This is a genomic window from Marinobacter sp. ATCH36 (assembly GCF_023555055.1).
Taxonomy (GTDB): domain Bacteria; phylum Pseudomonadota; class Gammaproteobacteria; order Pseudomonadales; family Oleiphilaceae; genus Marinobacter.
Genome location: NZ_JAMJPL010000007.1, coordinates 27,000 through 47,229 on the forward strand (window position 1 = coordinate 27,000; position 20,230 = coordinate 47,229).

A 20,230-nucleotide genomic window follows, 5' to 3' on the forward strand; every position below is an offset into this window, starting at 1 on the left:
CTGCTATCGGTTGGTTATTATGAAAAATAACGTTAGAATTTTAACATCTAAACACCGTCTTTTTCATGTATATACAAAATATTTTTATAGAAGGTTTTTGGCTCGTTAATCCCCAAAGTGCAACGGAATAGCAATACATTATCTCCGCAAACGGTCGGCTAAGGGATAACTGGAACTTGACTTGCTCCCCTGGCCCATTTGTATATTTTTATCACTGGTAGAAGTCAATTCCTGCTCAACGAGGCGCCCAAACGCAATCACCAGACCACCCAAAAGATACCAGTAGTACTGGGACAACCCCCAATAGTTCAGGCTGTATACCGCGTACATCCAAAACACCGCAATAAGACACTTATTCAATCGCGAGTAATAAGACCGGTCGCTTCTGTTCAAGGCTGCAAATTGCGACCGAACAACGGAAAGCTTACGGGCAATCTGGTAAAGAAAACGTAGAAAAATCACAAATCCGATCAAACCTAATTCAATCATCAACTCAGCATAAAGATTATGGCTGGCCTTCCGCTCTCCCAATTTATGAGTTTTTGCCTCAGGTGTCGTTCCAAGACCATGGCCCACAACAGGCCTCGTAAGACCCAACTTGAATTCTCCCACCATTCCTTTAAGACGCCCTTCGGCAGTGGCAGCTCCTGCGGTATCGCTATCAACCAGAGATAAATAACGATCCTTCTGAATGGGTGTCATCACACTCAGAGCACCTAGCGCAACCACCACAGCCAAAAAAATCAGCTTCATCTTGTGCTTTGATTTTTTGAACACCAAAAACGCAACAACCAACAGTGCAATGAACGCACCTCGAGACATGGTGAGTATCAGTGAGTACAACAGCGCCGGCATAATGGCCAGGTAAATAAGTTTGGATTTCCAGCCCAAAGGCCACAGCAGATAATGAAGGAAGGGAATGGCGGTAACGATCACAAAACCCAGCTCATTCGGGTTGATCACATCCGCCGGAGCTCCTGAGAGTCGACCCGCAAATTCTCCCCCACCCAGATGAGTGGAGCTCCCCCAGTACCCTTGCGTAATATGAAGATATAGCGGTTCCAAAACACGAAACACTTGGCATAATACGAACACGGCAATAAACCATCTCAGGCGCCTCTCCGTGTCGATAATCAGGGCGGTAAAGAATAGGAACACAACGGCTTTGATGAAGGGGTCAATGTTTGCGCGAACGACACTCCCGGGCCATTCCACCAACGGCAGGCTGATAACGAGATAACCAAACAGCACAAAGATTGCTTTGAAAATCGGGTCCTCAAAACGGCCTTTCAGCTTATCTCGCTGCAAGAACAATGAAAGACTTATAACGGCAACAACTAACAATGTGGGTCTGATGGCACCATAGCCAGGAATACGAGCAGAGAAGCGAAGAAAGAAATCGAGGATGAAATACAAATACAGAACAAAGCTGAACTGGCTTATAGTCGCTATATCCAGCTTTGCAAGGAAGGTTTGTTTTCCGTCCTGAGCTGAATTCATCATTCCTAGTTTCATGTTGCTGAATATCCCAGCCCAAGCTTTCGATCACCTTTTACGCAATGCCCCAAGAGCTCGAAGCCCGAAACAGCCTTGTGGAACTGAAACATATTGTCGCCGCTGGCGTGCCGACGCATCAGATACCTGTTGCTGATACCTTGGGCGTCTGGAAACGCCGTTACCGCTCCCAGGAATCCAGCCTCTCGAACTAGTTCCGGCAAGAAATACTGAAAATCCGAAGGTTGGCCGTTCGGGTAGCAGAATGTACGGTCCTGACGCCCCAGATGTTGATTCAACGCATCACGGCAACCGAATATTTCATCCCTTGCCTGAGACTCAGTAACCTGCCCCAAGGATGGGTGGGTTACTGTATGCCCTCCAATCTCAATACCAGCTTCTTGCATTTTCTTGAGTTCGTCCCAGCTTAACGGTGCAAAGGACTCCGGTATTCCATCCGGAAAGATAAGACCCAGCTCGTCGGCCAATGCGGATATAAATTCATGTTTCTCTTCATCGGGCAGCGAGAGGGCGTAGGCAATCGACCGCTTCCACAGCTCATTCCGAGATTCATCATTTAGAGCACCTTCGTTCACTGTGAAAGGACCAATAGTCAAGTTCTGGTTGATATGGGAGAGCTGGCCCAGAATCCAGGTAATCTTGTCCGGCCACAGCCATAGCTGCCTATCTATAAAGCCAGTTGTTGCAAACAAGGTTGCAGGCATGCCGAGACGTTGCAAAATGGGAAACGCATACTCGTAAAAATCCCGATAACCATCATCGACCGTAATCACCACTGCGTGCGAAGGCATGCGCCCATGTTCACGATGATATTTCATAAGCCCGACCAGGGAATAGGGATTGTAGCGTTTCCGAATATGCCTGACCTGCTGTTCAAAACACTCAGGGCTCGCCCAACCTTTAACCGGTGGATCTGAGAAACGATGGTACATCAAGATACGGGGCTGGTTTCGGCAGATCTGCCGGGCAAACTGGTATCCACCCAACGGACCAAGCTTACGGATCGATCTAGACAAGAACCCCATTACTTGGCCCTCTCGGGCACGACAAGCCCTTCATATATTTCCTGATGCTTTGCCACCATAGTCTCCATACTAAATCGCTCCCCGGCACGCCTGAAAGCATTGTCACCGATACGCTGGCGTAAATCACCATTCTTACTCAACACCTGCAGATGGCGTACCAGCTCAGCAATATCACCACAAGGATATAGGTACCCTGTGTTGCCGTGTTCGACCGCTTCTGGGTTTCCTCCCACATTGCTACAAACTACCGGCAGGCCTGCGTACTGGTACTCAACAATAGCATTAGAAAACCCCTCGGACTCTGAACATAACAACCCAATATCCAGCACCTTGAGACATGCTTTCACATCGGCCCTGGAGCCAAGAAAATGGACCTTTTCAGTTACACCCTGCTCTGAGGCCAGTAACCGTAGGTCAGTCTGATCACCATCCCCAATCAATACCAGATGCAGATCATGACCGCCTAAATGGAGCAGGCCAACTGCGGTGACGGCGTCTTCCATCCGTTTGATCGGCCTGATATTGGCAACCAGCCCAACAAACACGGCGCTAGGATGCGCTCTCCGAAGGCTCGCAAGATCGGCAGGTTCGTAATCAGATTTCTCCCCCGTCTCGTAACCATTATAGATAACGTGGACCTGCGACGGGTCGAACGGTTCGGACCTTACGGTAACTTGCCGCACCGCATCGCTGTTTGTGATGGCAATAGAAACAAATCTCCCGGCGATGGCCAGCATTGCGCGATAGGTCGGAGTGTACCAGTACCCCATGTCGCGCCGGGAGATAATCGTTTTAATCCCATTTAAGCGGAATACCGGCGGACATATAACGGAAGGGTCATTAAAAAAAACGTGGGCAAGCCGAACTCCAGAAGCCCGGAACTTCCGAGCAATTTTCCAAAGCGCTACCCATGTTAGCGGAGAGAATAAACGTGTGTGCCCCAGCACATGATAATCACAGGGAAAGCCCATTGCCTGCAAATATTCAGAATCGCGAAACACCAAAAGCATGGGTTCAAATTTCGAACTGTCCAACCCTTTAATCAGGTTGAACAGTTGGCCTTCCGTGCCTGAGTTAGGGTTACGGAAATGGTCAATGACAAAAAGGATTGGTTTGGGAAATACACCCTGCTGTGGCATTAACTATACGTCCTGCTGTTACTACTTTGCCCTAAACCCCTTCATTTCTTAGAACAACCGATACCGTTCGGGTCAGATCAAAGGTCCCTGAAGTAGAAAAATGCGGAAAATCGGTCACTTTACTACCTTCACGCCAATAGGTCTCTCTCCCTGGTGAAAATGGAGAAATACTTTTCCCTTGCTATAGGGTCAACGTTGGCAAGCGCGATCAGGAGTTTTTATACCTGCTCCCCAGTGCTGCTTTGGCCCTTAGCGCTAACGGAATCAACATATGCCATAAAATAGAAGAAAGCTCTCCTTCAAACAACTCAATCAGATCCAAGACCCGTTTTCGATTCAGTGCGCCCCCCGGCAGGTTCATACAACAACCTATTCGGACCACCTATTTGCTCATGTTTATCATCAAGCACCTCCAAGAGAAATGCAGCGGTCAGCCAGTCCCAACCAGTATTGTAAGATTTTCCTCAGCGGCAACAGACGAAATTCCACCGTTGAATGCAGTCTTTGCCGGTTGTTATAGACCATCATAAAGTCTACAACATCTTTCCTGGCCTGGAGTAGACTTTGATATCCCAAGGCCGGTACGCACTCTGACTAGCGGGCTCCAGAATAGCTTCTCCATCGGTGGATTATTCCAGCAGATGCCGCGCTGACTCATGCTTTGTGTCATTCGATAGCGCCGCAGTCTCTAACGGAACTTACGGCTAACATACGGGCTTCCCTGATCTGAGTAAAACAGAAATTTCTCCGCTCTACCACCACGTTGTTCCCACGCGCGATCCGGTGCTTTTAAAACCCAGTCTACACTTTTACTGAATGACATCTCTCTTTCAACAACCCAGCGGGGGCACTGATCCATGGCAACAGCGAGTTAGCTCCATCACCGGCCAATCCACAGCAGAGCATGAGACAGGGAATAGTCGAACTATCACTCCGCTTCTATTCGCCGAACCGGACGGGCACCCATAAGCGCATCCGGCTCTCCATCTAAACTTATGTAAAAGCCATAGCAACTTCGGAAAAGCGAGGGGGGCTACATGTATCTGGGCTCGTTCCTCAGGCAGGGATAACACAAAACCTCTCATCATAATTTGACCGTGATGGGCTGTGAGCCACCAACAACTATTTCAGAGGCCGCGTAGTCCTTACCTGGTAGCCAACCTTTCACTTCCGTGATATATATAATAATGATTTATTCTGACACTATATACCTAAACTAGGGGTTGGTCCGATATCAAATTTAAACTCCACCTTACAACCGTCCTTCTAAAGTAGAGATTTTATTAAACAACGTTACTTTACAATCAACGGTGTTGATGCAGGGGGAGATTTGCAGTCCTCACAAATTTCATAGCCCTGTTGGTTGACCTTGCCATCGTTGTCAAAAACGTACACATACAGACCGCTGAGGGTATCGCGGCTTTCAAACTGTCCAAGTACTAACTGAAATTCGATTTTTTCACTGCTCCATGAAGTTGGTCTTTGAATTTCATAATCGGTCAGGTCCGCATAGTTCGCAGCGTCCCCGATAGCGACTCGCTGCAGTGAGCTGTCAATATAGATGTCGTCTATCTCACCTTCTTGAAGTTTCCCAACTTTGCCATTCAGCCCAAGGAGCGCCACAGTCGGACTCCACTGTCCACCAAAGTCTTCCGAGGGATCGAAATCAAAACCAGTGAAATTGTCACCATTCAAGAAAAAATCAGCCCTGCCTTTCTCAGTATCTAACGCCACTTCTAAATGGTTCCAATCACCACCATTCAATGGTTTAGCCTCCCAATTAACCACACCCATACCAGTCTGATGCATTTGAGTCCACGAAAGACGAATCCCATCTTTCCCGTACGGGTCCTCCCAGATCCGAATATACTTTTGAGAACCTGGACTTTCATACCCTGACCCGGAGCCGCCTCTGCCCTCATTGGGGAAAATTACTGTAGCTCCCGACTCCGCCCCTCGAATTGTTTGACCTTTAAGCGCGCCGGAGTTCGAACCGGGAAACGAGGCATTGATCAAGTTATCTCTATCAATTCCAATGAACACACCAACATCCCGCCCATCAACCAAAAGTTTTTCAAGCCTCGAAAACGTCCCGGATTGAGTTTCACGCGAAAAAGCCCAATATGAGCTAGGATCAAACTTTGGCTTATACCACCAAGATATATACAGTTTTTTATTGTCTACCGGTGTTTCAAATCCTCCGTAGGCGTTAGGCCAACCCAGAAAATTATTCTCACCTTCAAAGTAGTAGTGAGCCTGAGATGATGGATATCTAGGCGCACGACCACTATCAATCATAATAGCTAAACTCGACTTCTCCCAAAGGCTAATTGTGGGATCAGAAGACCGTATAACCAATTCACCATCGTCCACGTTAGAATAAACCTCATTACGCCTACCATTTTCGTAAGCGTCCTCTACCTGGTCGAAAAGAACTGGCGCGGACTGAGTTTTCGATCCAAAACCGCTACCCATCACTATTATCGAATCTAACAATTTCGAATCATTAGAATCTAAAGAAACTGAACCAATTGACGGCTGCGCCAAAACCTGACCTGCCATGCAGAAAATACCGGACAAGCCGAGAACGGGAAACAACACTTTGGATACAGATATACACATCGCTTATTCCTCCTACAATTACCCGCCTAGCTTACCACTAACGTCAGTATAGAACGGTTATCAAATCACGCACGTACACTACTACACAAATAAATAAATTATATTACAAAAATTATCGAAAGACTGAAAAAATATAAAGCTAAAGGCAAACGATAAAATTCTGCGAGATCAGCACTCTAAAAAAATGAAGCGTAGACCAATTCGGACGAAATGGCTAACCTGGCAACGAAAAATATGCATATTCAACCTAATGGTGATGCTTAAAGTACCCGAACTTCTCAAAGTCATCCAAATACAAAGCATTAATCTTTCTTAAACTAATGTCATTAAAATGATGAATATATCCCATGTGAGGCAGAGGCTGGTTATCACTCATATTTAATTTTGGTAATTTTCGTATCGGCAGGCCGATCTTATCAGCAACGTATAGAAAATCATGCTCCAGGTTCTCATATTTTCCTACAAAATCCATTTTAAACTCACCTTTATCATCAACAAAGAAGCTATACTGCGTCCTAAGCAATACGTATTGCAAACAAGCTTCTTCGTCTAAAAATTTATTTACAAAATCGTTAACGTTATAAATACCGCGATTAAGCATATCATACTTTATTTCCAAATCGTTACTACCGCCATTCCCACCTCTTTGTAAGTAAAAAAAAACCGATGCAATACGATCATATGGATTCCTAACGAAGGAAAATTTAAAGTAGTCTTCTGACCTAGCGGGATCACGCCTATAATAATCTTTAATATTTGCATGATCCCGATGAGGCCTTCCATTCTGCAATGCAGTAAGTATGCTCGTACCCGCCGACTTAGGAATATGAATATAAATACATTGATATTTTTTAGTATAGCGTCTAAACGGGAATGGATCATAAACTGATATAAAAAATCTTTTCAAACTTTTATATATAAACATAAAAAAACCTACGAATTAAGAAAACTAATTGCACCTTTATTATTTGTAATACTTATCTAAATCATTAAGCATCTTATCTTGTGTAAAACATGAAATAAACTTCAGACGTGCTCGTCTTTGCACAGCCACTTTTCTTGACTCGTTCTGACTTAAAAAATTTGAAATTATTTCAATATCTCTAGTGCGCTCAAGACTAAGAAAAATAACTTCGATCCCGTCACTCAAATATCTCGGGAGGTCACCAACTGGTGTCATAAAAACTATATTCCTACCACGCATAGCCGAAACAATAGACAGACCAAACCCTTCATATATAGATGTGCTTATATAATAATCGTAATGTTCGGAAAGATACTGTGGCTCATGAACAAATCCTTTCAGTTTAACCAAACTACCTGCGGAACTCTGCTCAATTTTTTCAGATAGCGAATCGTATAAAGCGCCCTTACCGTAAATATCATATGTGGGCGCCACACCATTAAATTTCGCTGATAGATCTTTTATAAGAGATATTGCATAATCAAGATTTTTTTGGTCATCCAATCGACACACAGAGTAAAAACGATATTGGTCAGGCTTTTCATCGAAAAGCGATCGAACGGAACCTTCATCTGGGAGACCATTTACCACGATTTCGTAGTCAGAACCTGTAATACGTTTAATTGATTCACCGGATTCTTTTGACACACATATAATTTTGTATGAAACAACAGATTTCGAAACCCGCAAAATAAATCTTTTTATCTTAGACTTAATCCTATTATCATAAAAGTATGGATATTCGTTATGCACATGAAAGATAATTTTAGACTTCCTGAAAAATAGTAGCGCTACTAGCAATGGCATAAACGAATGCGCATGAATTATTTCTGGAGATATATTTCTAACCATTTTTACAAAATTAATAACACTTTCTTTGGCGCAGTATTTATCAACAATATCAGAATAATATTTATCAAAATCACTATCCTTCTCAAATAAAATAAACGAATGTCCCTTTAGCTTACAAATATCTCTGACGAGTGTAGTAATCCCACTTTTAGTCCAATGGACTAAGTGAACCACTCTTCCATCAACTTTTTGCATAGCACTCTAAGCCTTTTTATTAAAATTAAGGGCTCTTACTTCAACTTCAAAATCATCAGCAAGCCGGCGCCAAAATTCAATATAATAAGACTTAAATTCACCTACATCGTTCTTTAATTTTTCCTCATTACTACGGACTTCCCGAACCGCTGACATAAATGATTCAACATCTCCTGAAACATATACAGCGCCTCCTGAAAAGAACTTGGATATTGTAGAAGTATTTGAAAGAATCATAGGCTTACAAATTGCTACAGCTTCATAGGCACCACACGTAATCGTATATTCATTAGAAGTATAAACAATCAATGATTTAGATCGCGATATGAGATCAACATAATCGGATTCAGGAACAAAGCCTGTTAATTCAATGTTGTCTGGAAGGTCACATAACGAAATGTCACCTTTCAGAACAGCAGCTTCGTAATTGCCAGTAACGTAAAGCTTTTCGTTTGGCATAGCTCTAAACGCAGAAAGCACTTCATGTAAGTTTTCATCAAGGCCCATCGACGATATAAACACGAAATAGTCACCTTCCTTTGGGCTTTGATCAAAAATAGGAAGAGGGTCCGGTAAGACAAACGGTCGCCCGCCACATATTTTAATAAACTTGGCCAACACTAAATTAGTGACTATCGTAAGATCAGCCTTACGAATTGTGTAATCCGATATCGCATGGAAAATCCTAACCGTAAAGCCTTGATGGTTTCTTGTTTCAAACCTGAAACTTGAATGACGGTCAACAATTAGATTATATCTGAATATTGGCTTCAGAATTACACATAGAAAACTTAGCACCACCGATGGATTTTGACAAAAAACAAGTGTTGGCCTTGATTTAATTAAAAAGTTTACTGTTCTAAAAGTCAAAATAATATAACGCAAAATTCCCTTGCGCTTAGTTATCATTTCTGCAAGTCTAATTGAAAACGCATTAGACAGCGATCTAGTTCTTCGATGCCGTTCCCAGGTCACAAATACGGCGTTATCCACACAAGTCTCCTTCCGTTTACTGAAAATTGTTAAGGTTTGAAGTTGCTAACTACCGCCTTGAATTTCCCGTTACTTTCTTTTCCTAGTTCTTCGACCAAGTGGATTGTAATGGAAACATCTGCTCCGAGCCGCTTCTCCAATTCCTGCCTGAGCCACTCCGACTCTCGATTACCGTAGACATTAGTTGGCACGACCAGTACTTCCACATTTCCAAAGTGATCCTGTTTAATTTTGGCACTAACAATACCATTGCCACCTTTGAATACCGGATCTAGTCGACCCACAGGCGTTCCATCCTTCCGATAAACGACATCGTCAAGGCGCCCCTCAACTCCGAGTATGACCGGAAATGGCCGGCCACAAGGGCAACTAGTGTAATCTGAGCTTAAAGTTATCTGGTCACCCACCTCGTATCTGATCAAAGGCATGGCGCGATTCACGAACCCCGTTGCGAGTAGTATACCGGGCTTATTTCTAATAGGTTCACCATCTTTGGTTACAGTTTCCAACAATCCATGCTCTGGGTGACTGTGCATATTACCGTGCTCGCACTGCGAGGCAAAAAAGGCCATTTCCGTGCACCCATATTGATCAATTATCGGTGCGCGAAACGCTCGTTCTAGCACTTCCCTTTGGTAAGCAAGTAAAGTTTCAGCAGTTGTGAAAACCACTTTACATCGAATAGGCTCCAGATCATGCTTGACTATGAACCGGCCAAGTTCGTAAAGGCTTGAAGGGTAGGCGATAATCTCCTCTGGCCTATAGTTCCAAAGTTTTTTGTAATAGTGTAGAAGATTTGCTTCAGACAGATGATATGAGGACATCAATAAGTTGTTCTGAGCTAGGTCCATTCGCCAAAATGGAGGTTCATTGTTTGCAGTCGGCATTATGATTCGACCAAAAAAGGTTGCTCGCCTTCCACGCGCGGCCACACCGAACCAAGACCTCAATCTTGAGAAAAATGCGTAGTGATGACTTCTGCCGTCCTTGGTGCAATAGACTTCTAAAGGTGACCCTGTAGTTCCGCTGGTGTTTAGTTTTATCAAGCCACTGGCTGAATCCGAAACAAAATCTCTCGGGTTCTCTCTCAAAAATTCTTTTTTTACAATCGGGAAACGTAGGAGATCCGCGACTCCAGTAATATTTGAAGCCTCAATCTGACTTTCCTTTGCCCATCTTCGGTAAAAGGGCACCGTCTCGATAGCAATTTTTGCAAGGGACACAAATTGCTTGTCAACAAATTGATCCATTTCGGCCTGCGTGAAGTGCTGACTATTTTTCAGGCACTCTAGATATTTTTTTGAATTCTTATTGTAGCGCTCTCGGTAAAGTTTATAGCCATAAAGGCTGACCAGGATATTTTGTAGCTGCACCGGAGCACAATGGTAAATTTTTTCAAAGAGGTTATGCATAAGGTCCCTGTTCAGACATTTATCTTAAATAGAATCTCTCGTGTAGTGACCCTGACCCCTTTTAAACCCAGCCAAAACTGGAAAATCGGGCTCTATTTAAAGGTCGACCTTTACAACGCGGTATCTTTAACTACTTTTTTCTACCGTTTCAGGAAGGCCGCTTAATAAAATCTCGACTTATGTCTTATAACTCAACTTGCGTAAACGAATGCAGAGGCAGAACAGTCGAACGAGAATGTATCTCGGTTTCAGAATCATGATTTCTGTCCCACTACTATTTTGTAAAGTGACAAATAACTACTTGCCATTGCCTCTGCTGAGTAATTCTTCTGTACCGACAGAGCAGCCCACCCGGTTTTCTTTTTCGGCTCGGTATTGTGTAACTCCGTAATAATCGCAACTGCAAGCTCAGCCGGTTCAATAGAGTTCATGATTCTCCCCCCCTCGCCGTAGCCGAGTACCTTCGGCATCTCACCTACGGCAGACACCAGTACCGGCGTTTCAATGGCCATTGCCTCAAGCAGTGTAATGGGCAGCCCTTCAGTGAGCGATGGCATAACCAGCAACCTGGCCTGCTTGAGTAACGCGGGTACGTTATTGTAATAACCGGGCATTAATATCGCTTCGCTGAGGCCAACCTCGTCGATCAGACTTTCCAGAGCTTTTCTTTGTTTGCCCTCACCAACTAAGATCAAAGCTGCCCTGGGAAACTCGCATTTCACTTTCTTGAAAGCACGCAGCAGATGGCCGAAACCTTTCTCCCGGGATAACCGGCCCACGCCAACGATCACCGGTTCATGGCTATTGATAAACTGCTGTATGGAACTCTCAAGAGCATTCTCAGTTCGCTCTTTCAGTTCGGCTACGTTGAGGCCATTAGGTATTACCCTAGTGCTTTGAGAAGATAGCAAACGCTCCGGGATCTCGCCCTTCATTGATTCCCCCACAAGGACAACGCCGTCCATACACTTAATTGCAATGCGATCGATGAATTCATAAACCCACACCTTACTAAAGGGTTTGGCGCGAACATATCCATGCAGTGTCGCTATGGATGGAATCTGCCGGAGAAATCTCGGAAATAAACCAACCAGCACATTGAACTTGAAGCCATGAGAGTGGAGAAGCTGGTATTTTTCCTCTTGAGCCCACTTAAGAATACGCCACGCCTCCTTCAGATTAAGCCCGGGTTCCATCCTCCAGGGTGTTATCGGTAACGCCAGTCTCTTCGCTTCAACCTCGATCGGCTTTTCTGCGATGTGCGGTTCACCGGCACTCAGAATCATGGGCTCAAGGCCCTGCTTTTGCTGTTCCTGCACAAGGTTCAGAAGCATTTTTTCCGCGCCGTACAGGCCGCCGCTATCGATAAAGTGCAATACTTTCAATTAGAGCGCTCCCTTGGTAATTGCTCGGCATCCACTCCGCCATCGACTTTGGGCAATTTCTTAGGCTTTTTAGTAGCTCGTTCATAGAGAGGTTTAATCGCAAGAAATCTCTTTTCCAAGATATGGTATGAAGCAGCAGCTAGCACGCAACTTATCAATATTCCAGCTGCGAACTGCATCCACTCTGGTAGAAAATTCAGTTTGTTACCGGCCTGAATTCCCCACGTGTGCCAGAGGTAAATCGGATAAGAAATGACACCGAGGTAAACAGAAACAGGGTGGTTCAACCAATTCCAGAAATGGCTGTGACTTAGCCTAATTAGCTGTACAAGCAGAACTGCGAGCAATAATGCGTCAATGGTGAAGGCAGGCCCATAAACATAGCCACTGTTACCGACTTGCCGAGATAGAAAGAGAAGTAGGAGTGGAATTAGCGGCATCCAAAACTGTCTACTTACACTGTTAAAAATTACTAGGCAGCGTTTCTTCTCAAGCAGGAATGCAAGAGCGCAACCGATGGCTAGATTATCGAATCGTGTATCAAAGGCGTTATAAGCATATGAATTACCAAAATCAAGAATGCTGAAACTGAAGGAACGCCACAACATAACCACGCCGCTGACAACCAACAAAAAACCTAATGCGTATTGTTTACACTTTCCCATCAGAAGCAGGAAAAGTACTGGCCATATAAGGTAAAACTGTTCTTCAATTGCCAAGGACCAGAGGTGAGCCAAAGAAGAGCTCGAATGTCCCTCCAGAGCATTATGGTAGTTCATGAAGTAAAACAGGCCCGGCAGGATGGCCTCGTGGATGTCGTCATTACCCCGAAACAAATCCCAAGAAATCGACACCAATAAAAATACGTAATAAGCGGGAAAGATGCGCAGTGAACGGCGGATGTAAAAATTCTTGAGGGAGACCGTCCCGGCTTTCTCATATTCTTTGAGCAGGAGCCAGGTAATCAGAAAACCGCTCAAGACGAAAAATCCTGCAACGCCGTGCCGAGCTGAAAAGAAGTAACTACCAACGCCGGAATGCGCCAAAACGACCGCCATAACAGCTATCATCCGGAAGCCATCAAGCCCCGGAAGCTTTTTCGACTTAAGGATTGTTTCAAGTGCCGGCAGGCTCACGGATTAACCCTTCCTTGGATTCCAAGTGACCGTCTTCTCTCCCTTCATAACGGCAATGCACGCCTTATAGGAAGCAACATTCAGAAGCATGAAGTAGTAAGGAATCGAATAAACTACTGGCAGAGACTGGCCACCTACTTCCCTCTTGTGCCCGGACCAGGCCAGAATGAGAAAGGCAACGTAACCAATCGCTGCAAGACTGTATAAACCAGCGACGGGTTCCAGGAAAAGCGCTGCCAGTACAAGCGTGGCCATAGGAATACAAGCGGCATATCGCAGTACTTTGTAGGAGGCAACCTGCCAGGTAAACCACGAATCTCTGGTGGGGTTCAGCATTTGCTTCATATCATTCCAGTTAGCCCGGTCATGGATAGGCACCTTAATGCTTTAATATTACCGTCACCCTATTAACAAAAAACTCTCTCAAGATTGGGATACGACTCAAGAAATCCAATCCTTTTATACACCGATACCTTTGGTATGCGGCTACCAGATGATGCTCCTGGCAAAGCTTTTCGAATCTGGACAGGCTCATTTTGTTCAGGCCTGACTCCACCTCCTCGTACCGATTTGCACCATCATTTCTATATTTTTTTCTTACCCGCATGACGGCTTTCTCTGGAAAGAGAATATTCACCCAAGGCAAATTACAGAAAAAATGCATATGGCTTCCGTAAGGAGCATACCAAGGGGGGCCGAACGTAATCATTAGCTGTCCATCGTCATGAATAAGGCTCTTCATGCTTTCCAAAACTTCGCTCGGGTCCGTATAGTGCTCCATCGCATTTTGTGAAATAACCGCGTCATAGTTTCTGGTCTGATCTTTCAAACTAGAGGAAAACACCACCTTAGTTATATCCTCGGTGCACTCTAGGGCATACCTTTTGGCGTACTCTATGTATTCCACATTTAGATCCAATCCGAGCACTTTCTCGGCTCCCATGTTTGCGAGAGCAGCTGTCTGGAATCCGAGCCCACAGCCAAAGTCTACGATCGTCTTTCCTCTGATCCAGTTTCCGAAATCAGGAAATTCATTGCGCAACAGGTTTAGCTCTTTGCCAGTCAACTCCTTTTGTGTATCACTCTGAATCTCTTTTCCAACTCGTTCGGGGGGCAGGCTAAATGCTTCTATAATTTTTTCACTTATCATGATTTACCCCTTCCTTGGATTCCAAATAATCTTCTTCTCTCCCTTAAGAAAGGCAATGCACGCCTTATAGGAAGCAATATTCAGAAGCATGAAGTAGTAAGGTACCGAATATATAACGGACAGTGACTGGCCCTCCGCTTCCCGCTTGTGCCCGGCCCAGGCCAACACCAGAAAAATAACCAGCCCCAAAAAGGCAAGTGTGTAAATGCCCCTCGCTGGCGCCAGTAGCAGTGTTGCCAATGCGAGCGTGGCTAACGGTATGAACGCGGCGTAACGGAGCATTTTGTGGGAAATCAGCTGCCAGGCGAACACCGGGTCCTGGAAGGGGTTCATCAGGTGCCGCATGTCTTTGAGTGCCCATAAGGCGCGCAGGCTGACCCTTACCCTCATGCTGAATTCGCTGTCGCTGTCATTCAGTGCCTCTTCTTTCAGCAGGGCCTGTGGCTCGTAAACCACGCGGTAGCGCTGCTCCACCACTTTCAGTGGCTGTACAAAGTCTGGCAACTGGTCGGCTCTCAGCGGTTGGTATAGTTCTTTGCGCATGCCGTCGATGCCGCCGTCTACACCTACCACTGAACCAATACGGGTTTCCTGCTCACGTAGCCAGTTCTCGTATTTCATATAAGCACTGCAGCCATCCCCAATCAGGGAGCCGTCTTCGTTCACATAGACCATTTTGCCGGTTACGTAACCGACTTTCGGGTCAGCGAAATTGCTGCAGAGCTTGCTTACGGCCTGGAAATCCCACTGGGAGTTTGCATCAGAGAACAGAATGACCTCCCCGTTAGTCTCCGGCATCAGGGTATTCAGGCCTGCAGTTTTGCCTTGCCTGGGAATCTGGCGGAACAGGCGGACGGGAAAGCGGGCGGAGCTTGCAACACGCTCTATGATGTCATCGGTGCCATCGTCGGATTCGTCCGAGATCACTAGGATTTCCAGCTTGTCGGAGGGGTAGTCCAGTGCCAGCTTGTTCTGAAGGGTGGCTTCAATGTCTTTCGCTTCATTATAAGCGGCGATGAGTATGGATACTTTGGGCTGATGGTCGACATTCGTATTCACAGGGTTCGGTCGCAGCGTGGCGACTGCCCTTGCCATCAGCGGATATCCGAAATAGATGTAAAAAAGCAGTAACAAGGAGAGCCAGAACAACGCGACTAGCATGGTGATGACAATTCCATTTTATCATGGCCGGTGGTTGCCGGTTGGTCCTTGTCCAACAGTTGCTGGTCTCTCAGTACGTCCCCCATGGCCGTAAACCGGAAGTGGCCCAGCAACTGGTCCAGCCGCTGTTCGCAAATCTCCAGATTGTTGTAGTGCCGAAAGCGGGAGAACCATTTGACGTCGAGCCGTGGCTGGCCCGGGTCGACTTCCCAGGGGTGGAGATAAAACACGAATGGCTGCCCCTGGCGGTTGATGCTGCCTAGACCCCAGCGGCTGAACCAGTACGGGAATAGCCGGAAATAACCGCCACCAGCGATTGGCAGGGTGTATCCGGGAAGTTTCAGCGTACTCAATGGGAACTCGGCCAGTTCATAGTCTTTATCGGTGGTCAGGCGGTGGGGCCAACGCGGGGTGCCCGGCATACCGTAACGGTCGTGGTGAACAGGGAATATCGAGGAGTCCCACACAAACCCTTCCTCGGCCAATATATCCAGGGCCCAACGGGACTGATTGGTGATGGAATAGCTTGCTGCGCGGTAACCGGTAATAGGCTCGCCGGTTATATCCTCGAGGATCTGCTTTGAGCGCCGGGTTTCCTCACGGAACACTTCCGGCGTCTGGTTGTAAATCAGCTGGTGACTGTACCCGTGGCTGGCAACTTCGTGCCCGGCGTTCTGGATGTCGCGAACCAGTTGTGGGGATTTCTCCGCGACCCAACCGAGGGTGAAGAAGGTTGCTCGGGTTCTGTGCCTGTCCAGCAACTCTAGTAAGCGATGGGTGTTCGCCTCCACGCGGTATTCCATGGAATGCCAGTCATCACGATCAACTGCTTCCGCCAGGGCGGCGACCTGGAAGTAGTCTTCTACGTCAATGGTGAGGGCGTTGGCTATCCGGGTGGTGTCTGTGTGGTTTGTCATCACTGCGTCCCTACTCAGAAAAATCGATAGTTAAGGGAAACCGCTATCCAGTTCTCTTGATACTCTCTGGATTCAACGTCGCTGGTTCTTTGACGATGACCGACGGCGGACCGTATGTCCATTCGCGAAGTCAATCGGTAATCAAGCCCCACGGATAGAGCGTACAGGTCATCTTCAGAACCTTCGTCTTCAAATCGCTGGTGCTGATAAGCGGCGTCTGTAAACCAGGAAAGCAGTTCGGTTACCGGCCGCGAATACCGAAGGTCAATTCCGCTCAGCTCCTCGCGTTCACCAGTCTCAATATAATCACTACGGCTGGTGGAGAGCCCAGCCCTGAATGTGGAACCGTTGCTGAACCGGGTGTTGTAGCCTGCACGTATCGCCGTGACTTCCACGGCAGACGTTTGGGTGAGGTTGAAATTGAAGTCCTGAAACTGCAGGCCAAGGGTGGATGTCTGGTCTGTTAACCGGCGATTGGCGTTCAGGGTAAATTGGCTGTTGGGATTCAGATCCCGCACCAGGTTGAAGGTTCCGGTGACACCGTCGCTGGAGACCTCCCGGTTGCCAAGCCGGGTTTCCAGGCGGTTAACACCAAGTGAACCGTTTACCTGGGTGGTTGCCCAGACTTTATCGAAGGTAACAACAGCGGATTCACGATCCAGCTCTTCTTCAGTATCCAGCTCTGTGCGCTCTGCGCTAAAAGAAAGGCCGCCCTGTAGTGTTTCGCTGAAGCTATGGTTGTAAGCGGCAGTTCCGGTAACCCGTTCACTGTCAGGCTCTTCTGGTTCTTCAAATTGAGTGTTCTCGTAGGCGGCGGAGAACTGCAGCTGGTCTACCTGGGTTAATTGAAGAGTGTACACGGGGCCGGTGCGGAACACGTTCTTGCGGGTCAGGTTATCTTGATTGTCGGCCTGTCGGTTGTCCCGTGTTACCTCGCTGACCGTGTTGGAAGCCTGCCATGCCAACCCTCTGGCCAGCTCGCACTGCCCTTGCAGGGTGCCGGTGGTGAATACCTCGGAGTCAAAGGCGTCGTCGTGCCAGTAACTATAGCCAATTCCCATATCTGCGGCGGAGGTGCATTGGCCGGGGTCACTCAGGTGCTGAAAGTTCAGGTTTAACCGGGTTTCGAGATCGCTTTGCTCATTGGTCGGCGCACGACGGGCATTGTCGGAAAACCGGTTATCGATCCCACCAGACAGACTGTTGGTGGCTGCAAAAACGGGCCCTGCTACTATGAACAAGCCAGTGCCGATGGAGGCTATCCACCGGATCTTCCCTGATCCGAACATTTCATCCATTGATCACGGCTCCTACAAACTTCTCGGGGTCGAACGACTGGGCTGCGTTTTCCACTGCGGTAGCGGTTATCCTGCCGTGGGGCACAACCAGCATGGAGTAATCACACAGCTCGCCTAGGATGCGCGCATCCGGTGAATCACTGATGGGTGCAGTGTCCAGCACGATGAAGCGGTCCGGGTAGCGGCGGCGGATGGCCTGCAGGAACTGTTTCATGCGGAAGGAGGTAAAAAACTCCGCAGGGGTTTCCCGTTGGTTGCCGGCAGGAATAAGCCTCAGGCGCGGAATGCCGGTGGGGTAGATAATGCGCCCGATATCGTAGTCCGAATCTTCAAGGAAGTCAGTCAGGCCTGTGTCCGCCGCAAGGTCCAACTGGGAGTGCAGTGTGGGATTACGCAAATTGCAGTCGATGATCAGTGCGGTTTTGGACTGATCAAAAGCAAACGCTGCTGCAAGGTTGAGCGCCATGAATGACGTACCCGCGCCATCACAGGCTCCGCTGACGACCATCGTAAAGTTGTTGCCGCCGGACAATTCCAGCAGTTTGGTGCGCAAGTGACGGAACCGGTTAACCAGCTCCCGGTTCTTGGACTCGGGATAAATGATGCGCCGCTCGTCCATGTCATCGCGGGTGAGCCGACGGGGCTCCTGCATCTTGACGATCTGTTTACTGATAACGTACTTGTCGACCGCACCGGGGCCGAGTTCCAGGGAGCTGGGCACCAGCATGCGGGAGTCTTCCCACTGGGAGAAGTCACTGGCCTGCCCGTTATCGCCATGCCCTCTTTCGACCGCCCTTCCCTGTTTCTGCAGATCACTGGAACGTTCTCGCACATTGAAATCCGTTGTGCCTGAGCTTTTGTCCCGGGGCCGTTCTGCTTCCATTTCTTTCTTTTCCCTGTCCTGCTTTTGCTCTGTCATCAAATGACTCCCATCAGAGCAGCACCGGCCACGCCGACGTAGCCAGCGACAACCAATACGGCGCATACAGACACTGAAACGGTTAACCAGCGATCTTTACGTTTCTCGTAGGGTGTTCGTACCTGGGGGATTTCCGCCAGTACCGGCAAACCGATACCATCTTCCAGCTGTTTGCGGGCCCTTACTCGAGGGTCAACCTGCAGCACACCGGCTGCCAGACTGAACGGAGCCAGCGCTCCAAGAATCAGGCCTGCAGAGGCAAACAACTGAAACTGGGGCCCAACCGGATCAAGGGGGAATTGGGCGGTTTCATTGATTCGATAATTGAGGCCCTGGCCCTCAATGTCCAGGTGCATGGATACCCGGGCTTTTTCGCGGCGCTTGAGTAGGTCGTTATAGATCTGCTCGTTCACTTCCATGTCTCGGGTGAGCTCTGAGTACTGAGCCTTGTTTTCCTGAATGCGCTCCATGCGCTTTTCCTGTTCAGCGATCAGGCTCTTGAGAGAATTAATGCGTGTTTCCTGGGTACGGACGCTTGCACGGGTCTTTGCCACTTCCGCACTGATGTCCTGATACAGGGGATTGACCAGTTGATCTCCTTCGGTCGCTCTCTGGTCCAGTTCACCACTCTGGGATGCCCTGTTCCTCTGGTTCCGCAATTCAGCGATCTGTTCTTTCAGTGCAACGATGTCCGGATAGGTGTCGTGGTATCGCAGGCGCAAGTCGTCAAGCTGGGCTTCCTTCTCCCGGATTCTTCGGGTGTAGGCGTCTGCCGTGCGGCCCTGGTTGAGCATCGGTTGTACGCTCTGCAGTTCGGATTCCAGCGAATCGGCCCTCGCAATCAGCTCGGTCCGCTCCAGTTCGGCCAATTCCAGTTGGCGACGCAGATTGGCCATGCGGGAGTTCGCCTCACCTTCTGTGCCATCCACGTTCTCTGAGAGAAACGTCTTCAGCTTTTGTTCGACCTCCGCCAAGATAGACTCGTAGCTTTTCACCTGCTTATCAATGAAATTGTAGGCGCTGCGGCTTTCCTTGCGCTTGTTGGCTGAGTTCTCTGAGATAAACAGCTGCCCCAGGCGTTGCGCGATACGAAAGGCCTGCATGGGCGACTCGGAGGTGTAACCAATGCTGAAATAGCTGTCGCCACGGGGGCGAACATTCATGCTGGATCGCAGCATGCCAACCCGCCGTTCAAGGGCTTCGCCAGAAAGCTGGTCGGCATTCTGGCCAAATATCTCCCTGTCTTGTGCGATCTGCACCATTAGGTCCCTGGACCACAGCATTTCCTTGGCTGCCGATGTGCGTTCGCTGATCTCAGTGGTAACGGCACTGCCTTCCATCAACGGACGGATAATATTCTGGTCATCAACGAATATCACCACCTGGGAGTGGTATTTATAGGGATACACGAACCCCGCTCCCAATACGACGAAACTGACAACCGCAAACAAGAGAAAGGCCAGCCACTTGCGTGACCGGATCTCTCTGATCATTTCTGAAGGGAGCTGACTGAGTGGAAGTGCCATCTTTATTACCTATTGACCAGT

At 47.6% G+C, this 20,230-nt stretch carries 17 protein-coding genes; all 17 read right to left on the reverse strand.

Features of this window, described 5'->3' with window-relative positions:
- Window positions 1-138: 138 nt before the first annotated feature.
- The 17 genes from M8010_RS17095 to M8010_RS17175 all read right to left on the reverse strand — a co-directional run bounded on the left by M8010_RS17095 (window position 139) and on the right by M8010_RS17175 (window position 20,209).
- Window positions 139-1,515 carry an O-antigen ligase family protein gene (locus M8010_RS17095; protein ID WP_250093928.1) on the reverse strand — a complete coding sequence of 459 codons (1,377 nt, stop codon included), beginning with the start codon at window positions 1,513-1,515 and terminating at the stop codon, window positions 139-141.
- Complete coding sequence (locus M8010_RS17100) at window positions 1,512-2,531, reverse strand: polysaccharide deacetylase family protein (RefSeq protein WP_250093929.1); 1,020 nt, start codon at window positions 2,529-2,531, stop codon at window positions 1,512-1,514. The genes M8010_RS17095 and M8010_RS17100 overlap by 4 nt, the downstream gene beginning before the upstream one ends.
- An 8-nt stretch (window positions 2,532-2,539) precedes the next feature.
- Window positions 2,540-3,679: a glycosyltransferase gene (locus M8010_RS17105; RefSeq protein ID WP_250093930.1), complete on the reverse strand. Its 1,140-nt coding sequence runs from the start codon at window positions 3,677-3,679 to the stop codon at window positions 2,540-2,542.
- 1,293 nt (window positions 3,680-4,972) lie between these two features.
- Window positions 4,973-6,301, reverse strand: a complete 1,329-nt coding sequence (locus tag M8010_RS17110; protein ID WP_250093931.1) for a hypothetical protein — start codon at window positions 6,299-6,301, stop codon at window positions 4,973-4,975.
- 247 nt (window positions 6,302-6,548) lie between these two features.
- A complete protein-coding gene (locus tag M8010_RS17115) occupies window positions 6,549-7,226 on the reverse strand; it encodes a sulfotransferase family 2 domain-containing protein (RefSeq protein ID WP_250093932.1) in 678 nt (225 codons plus the stop codon).
- A gap of 39 nt (window positions 7,227-7,265) precedes the next feature.
- A complete protein-coding gene (locus tag M8010_RS17120; RefSeq protein ID WP_250093933.1) occupies window positions 7,266-8,312 on the reverse strand; it encodes a glycosyltransferase family 4 protein in 1,047 nt (348 codons plus the stop codon).
- 6 nt (window positions 8,313-8,318) lie between these two features.
- On the reverse strand, window positions 8,319-9,305 hold the full coding sequence (locus tag M8010_RS17125) for a glycosyltransferase (protein WP_250093934.1): 987 nt from the start codon (window positions 9,303-9,305) through the stop codon (window positions 8,319-8,321).
- A gap of 29 nt (window positions 9,306-9,334) precedes the next feature.
- The gene (locus M8010_RS17130) at window positions 9,335-10,717 is read right to left on the reverse strand and encodes a phenylacetate--CoA ligase family protein (protein ID WP_250093935.1); all 1,383 of its coding nucleotides are present in this window, start codon (window positions 10,715-10,717) and stop codon (window positions 9,335-9,337) included.
- 254 nt (window positions 10,718-10,971) lie between these two features.
- Window positions 10,972-12,102 (reverse strand): glycosyltransferase, encoded by a 1,131-nt coding sequence (locus M8010_RS17135; RefSeq protein WP_250093936.1) that lies wholly within the window; start codon window positions 12,100-12,102, stop codon window positions 10,972-10,974.
- The gene (locus M8010_RS17140; RefSeq protein WP_250093937.1) at window positions 12,099-13,238 is read right to left on the reverse strand and encodes an acyltransferase family protein; all 1,140 of its coding nucleotides are present in this window, start codon (window positions 13,236-13,238) and stop codon (window positions 12,099-12,101) included. Before M8010_RS17140 ends, M8010_RS17135 begins: the two co-directional genes overlap by 4 nt.
- A 3-nt stretch (window positions 13,239-13,241) precedes the next feature.
- Window positions 13,242-13,583 (reverse strand): hypothetical protein, encoded by a 342-nt coding sequence (locus M8010_RS17145; protein WP_250093938.1) that lies wholly within the window; start codon window positions 13,581-13,583, stop codon window positions 13,242-13,244.
- A 34-nt stretch (window positions 13,584-13,617) separates the two neighbouring features.
- Complete coding sequence (locus M8010_RS17150; RefSeq protein ID WP_250093939.1) at window positions 13,618-14,388, reverse strand: class I SAM-dependent methyltransferase; 771 nt, start codon at window positions 14,386-14,388, stop codon at window positions 13,618-13,620.
- Between the two features lie 3 nt (window positions 14,389-14,391).
- Window positions 14,392-15,483, reverse strand: a complete 1,092-nt coding sequence (locus tag M8010_RS17155) for a glycosyltransferase family 2 protein (RefSeq protein ID WP_250093940.1) — start codon at window positions 15,481-15,483, stop codon at window positions 14,392-14,394.
- 59 nt (window positions 15,484-15,542) lie between these two features.
- Window positions 15,543-16,466 carry an XrtA system polysaccharide deacetylase gene (locus M8010_RS17160; protein WP_250093941.1) on the reverse strand — a complete coding sequence of 308 codons (924 nt, stop codon included), beginning with the start codon at window positions 16,464-16,466 and terminating at the stop codon, window positions 15,543-15,545.
- 14 nt (window positions 16,467-16,480) lie between these two features.
- Entirely contained in the window at window positions 16,481-17,764 is a 1,284-nt protein-coding gene (locus M8010_RS17165) for an outer membrane beta-barrel protein (protein ID WP_250093942.1), read from the reverse strand.
- Window positions 17,757-18,683 carry a P-loop NTPase family protein gene (locus M8010_RS17170; RefSeq protein WP_250093943.1) on the reverse strand — a complete coding sequence of 309 codons (927 nt, stop codon included), beginning with the start codon at window positions 18,681-18,683 and terminating at the stop codon, window positions 17,757-17,759. The genes M8010_RS17165 and M8010_RS17170 overlap by 8 nt, the downstream gene beginning before the upstream one ends.
- Window positions 18,683-20,209, reverse strand: a complete 1,527-nt coding sequence (locus M8010_RS17175) for an XrtA system polysaccharide chain length determinant (protein WP_250093944.1) — start codon at window positions 20,207-20,209, stop codon at window positions 18,683-18,685. The genes M8010_RS17170 and M8010_RS17175 overlap by 1 nt, the downstream gene beginning before the upstream one ends.
- Window positions 20,210-20,230 lie beyond the last annotated feature (21 nt).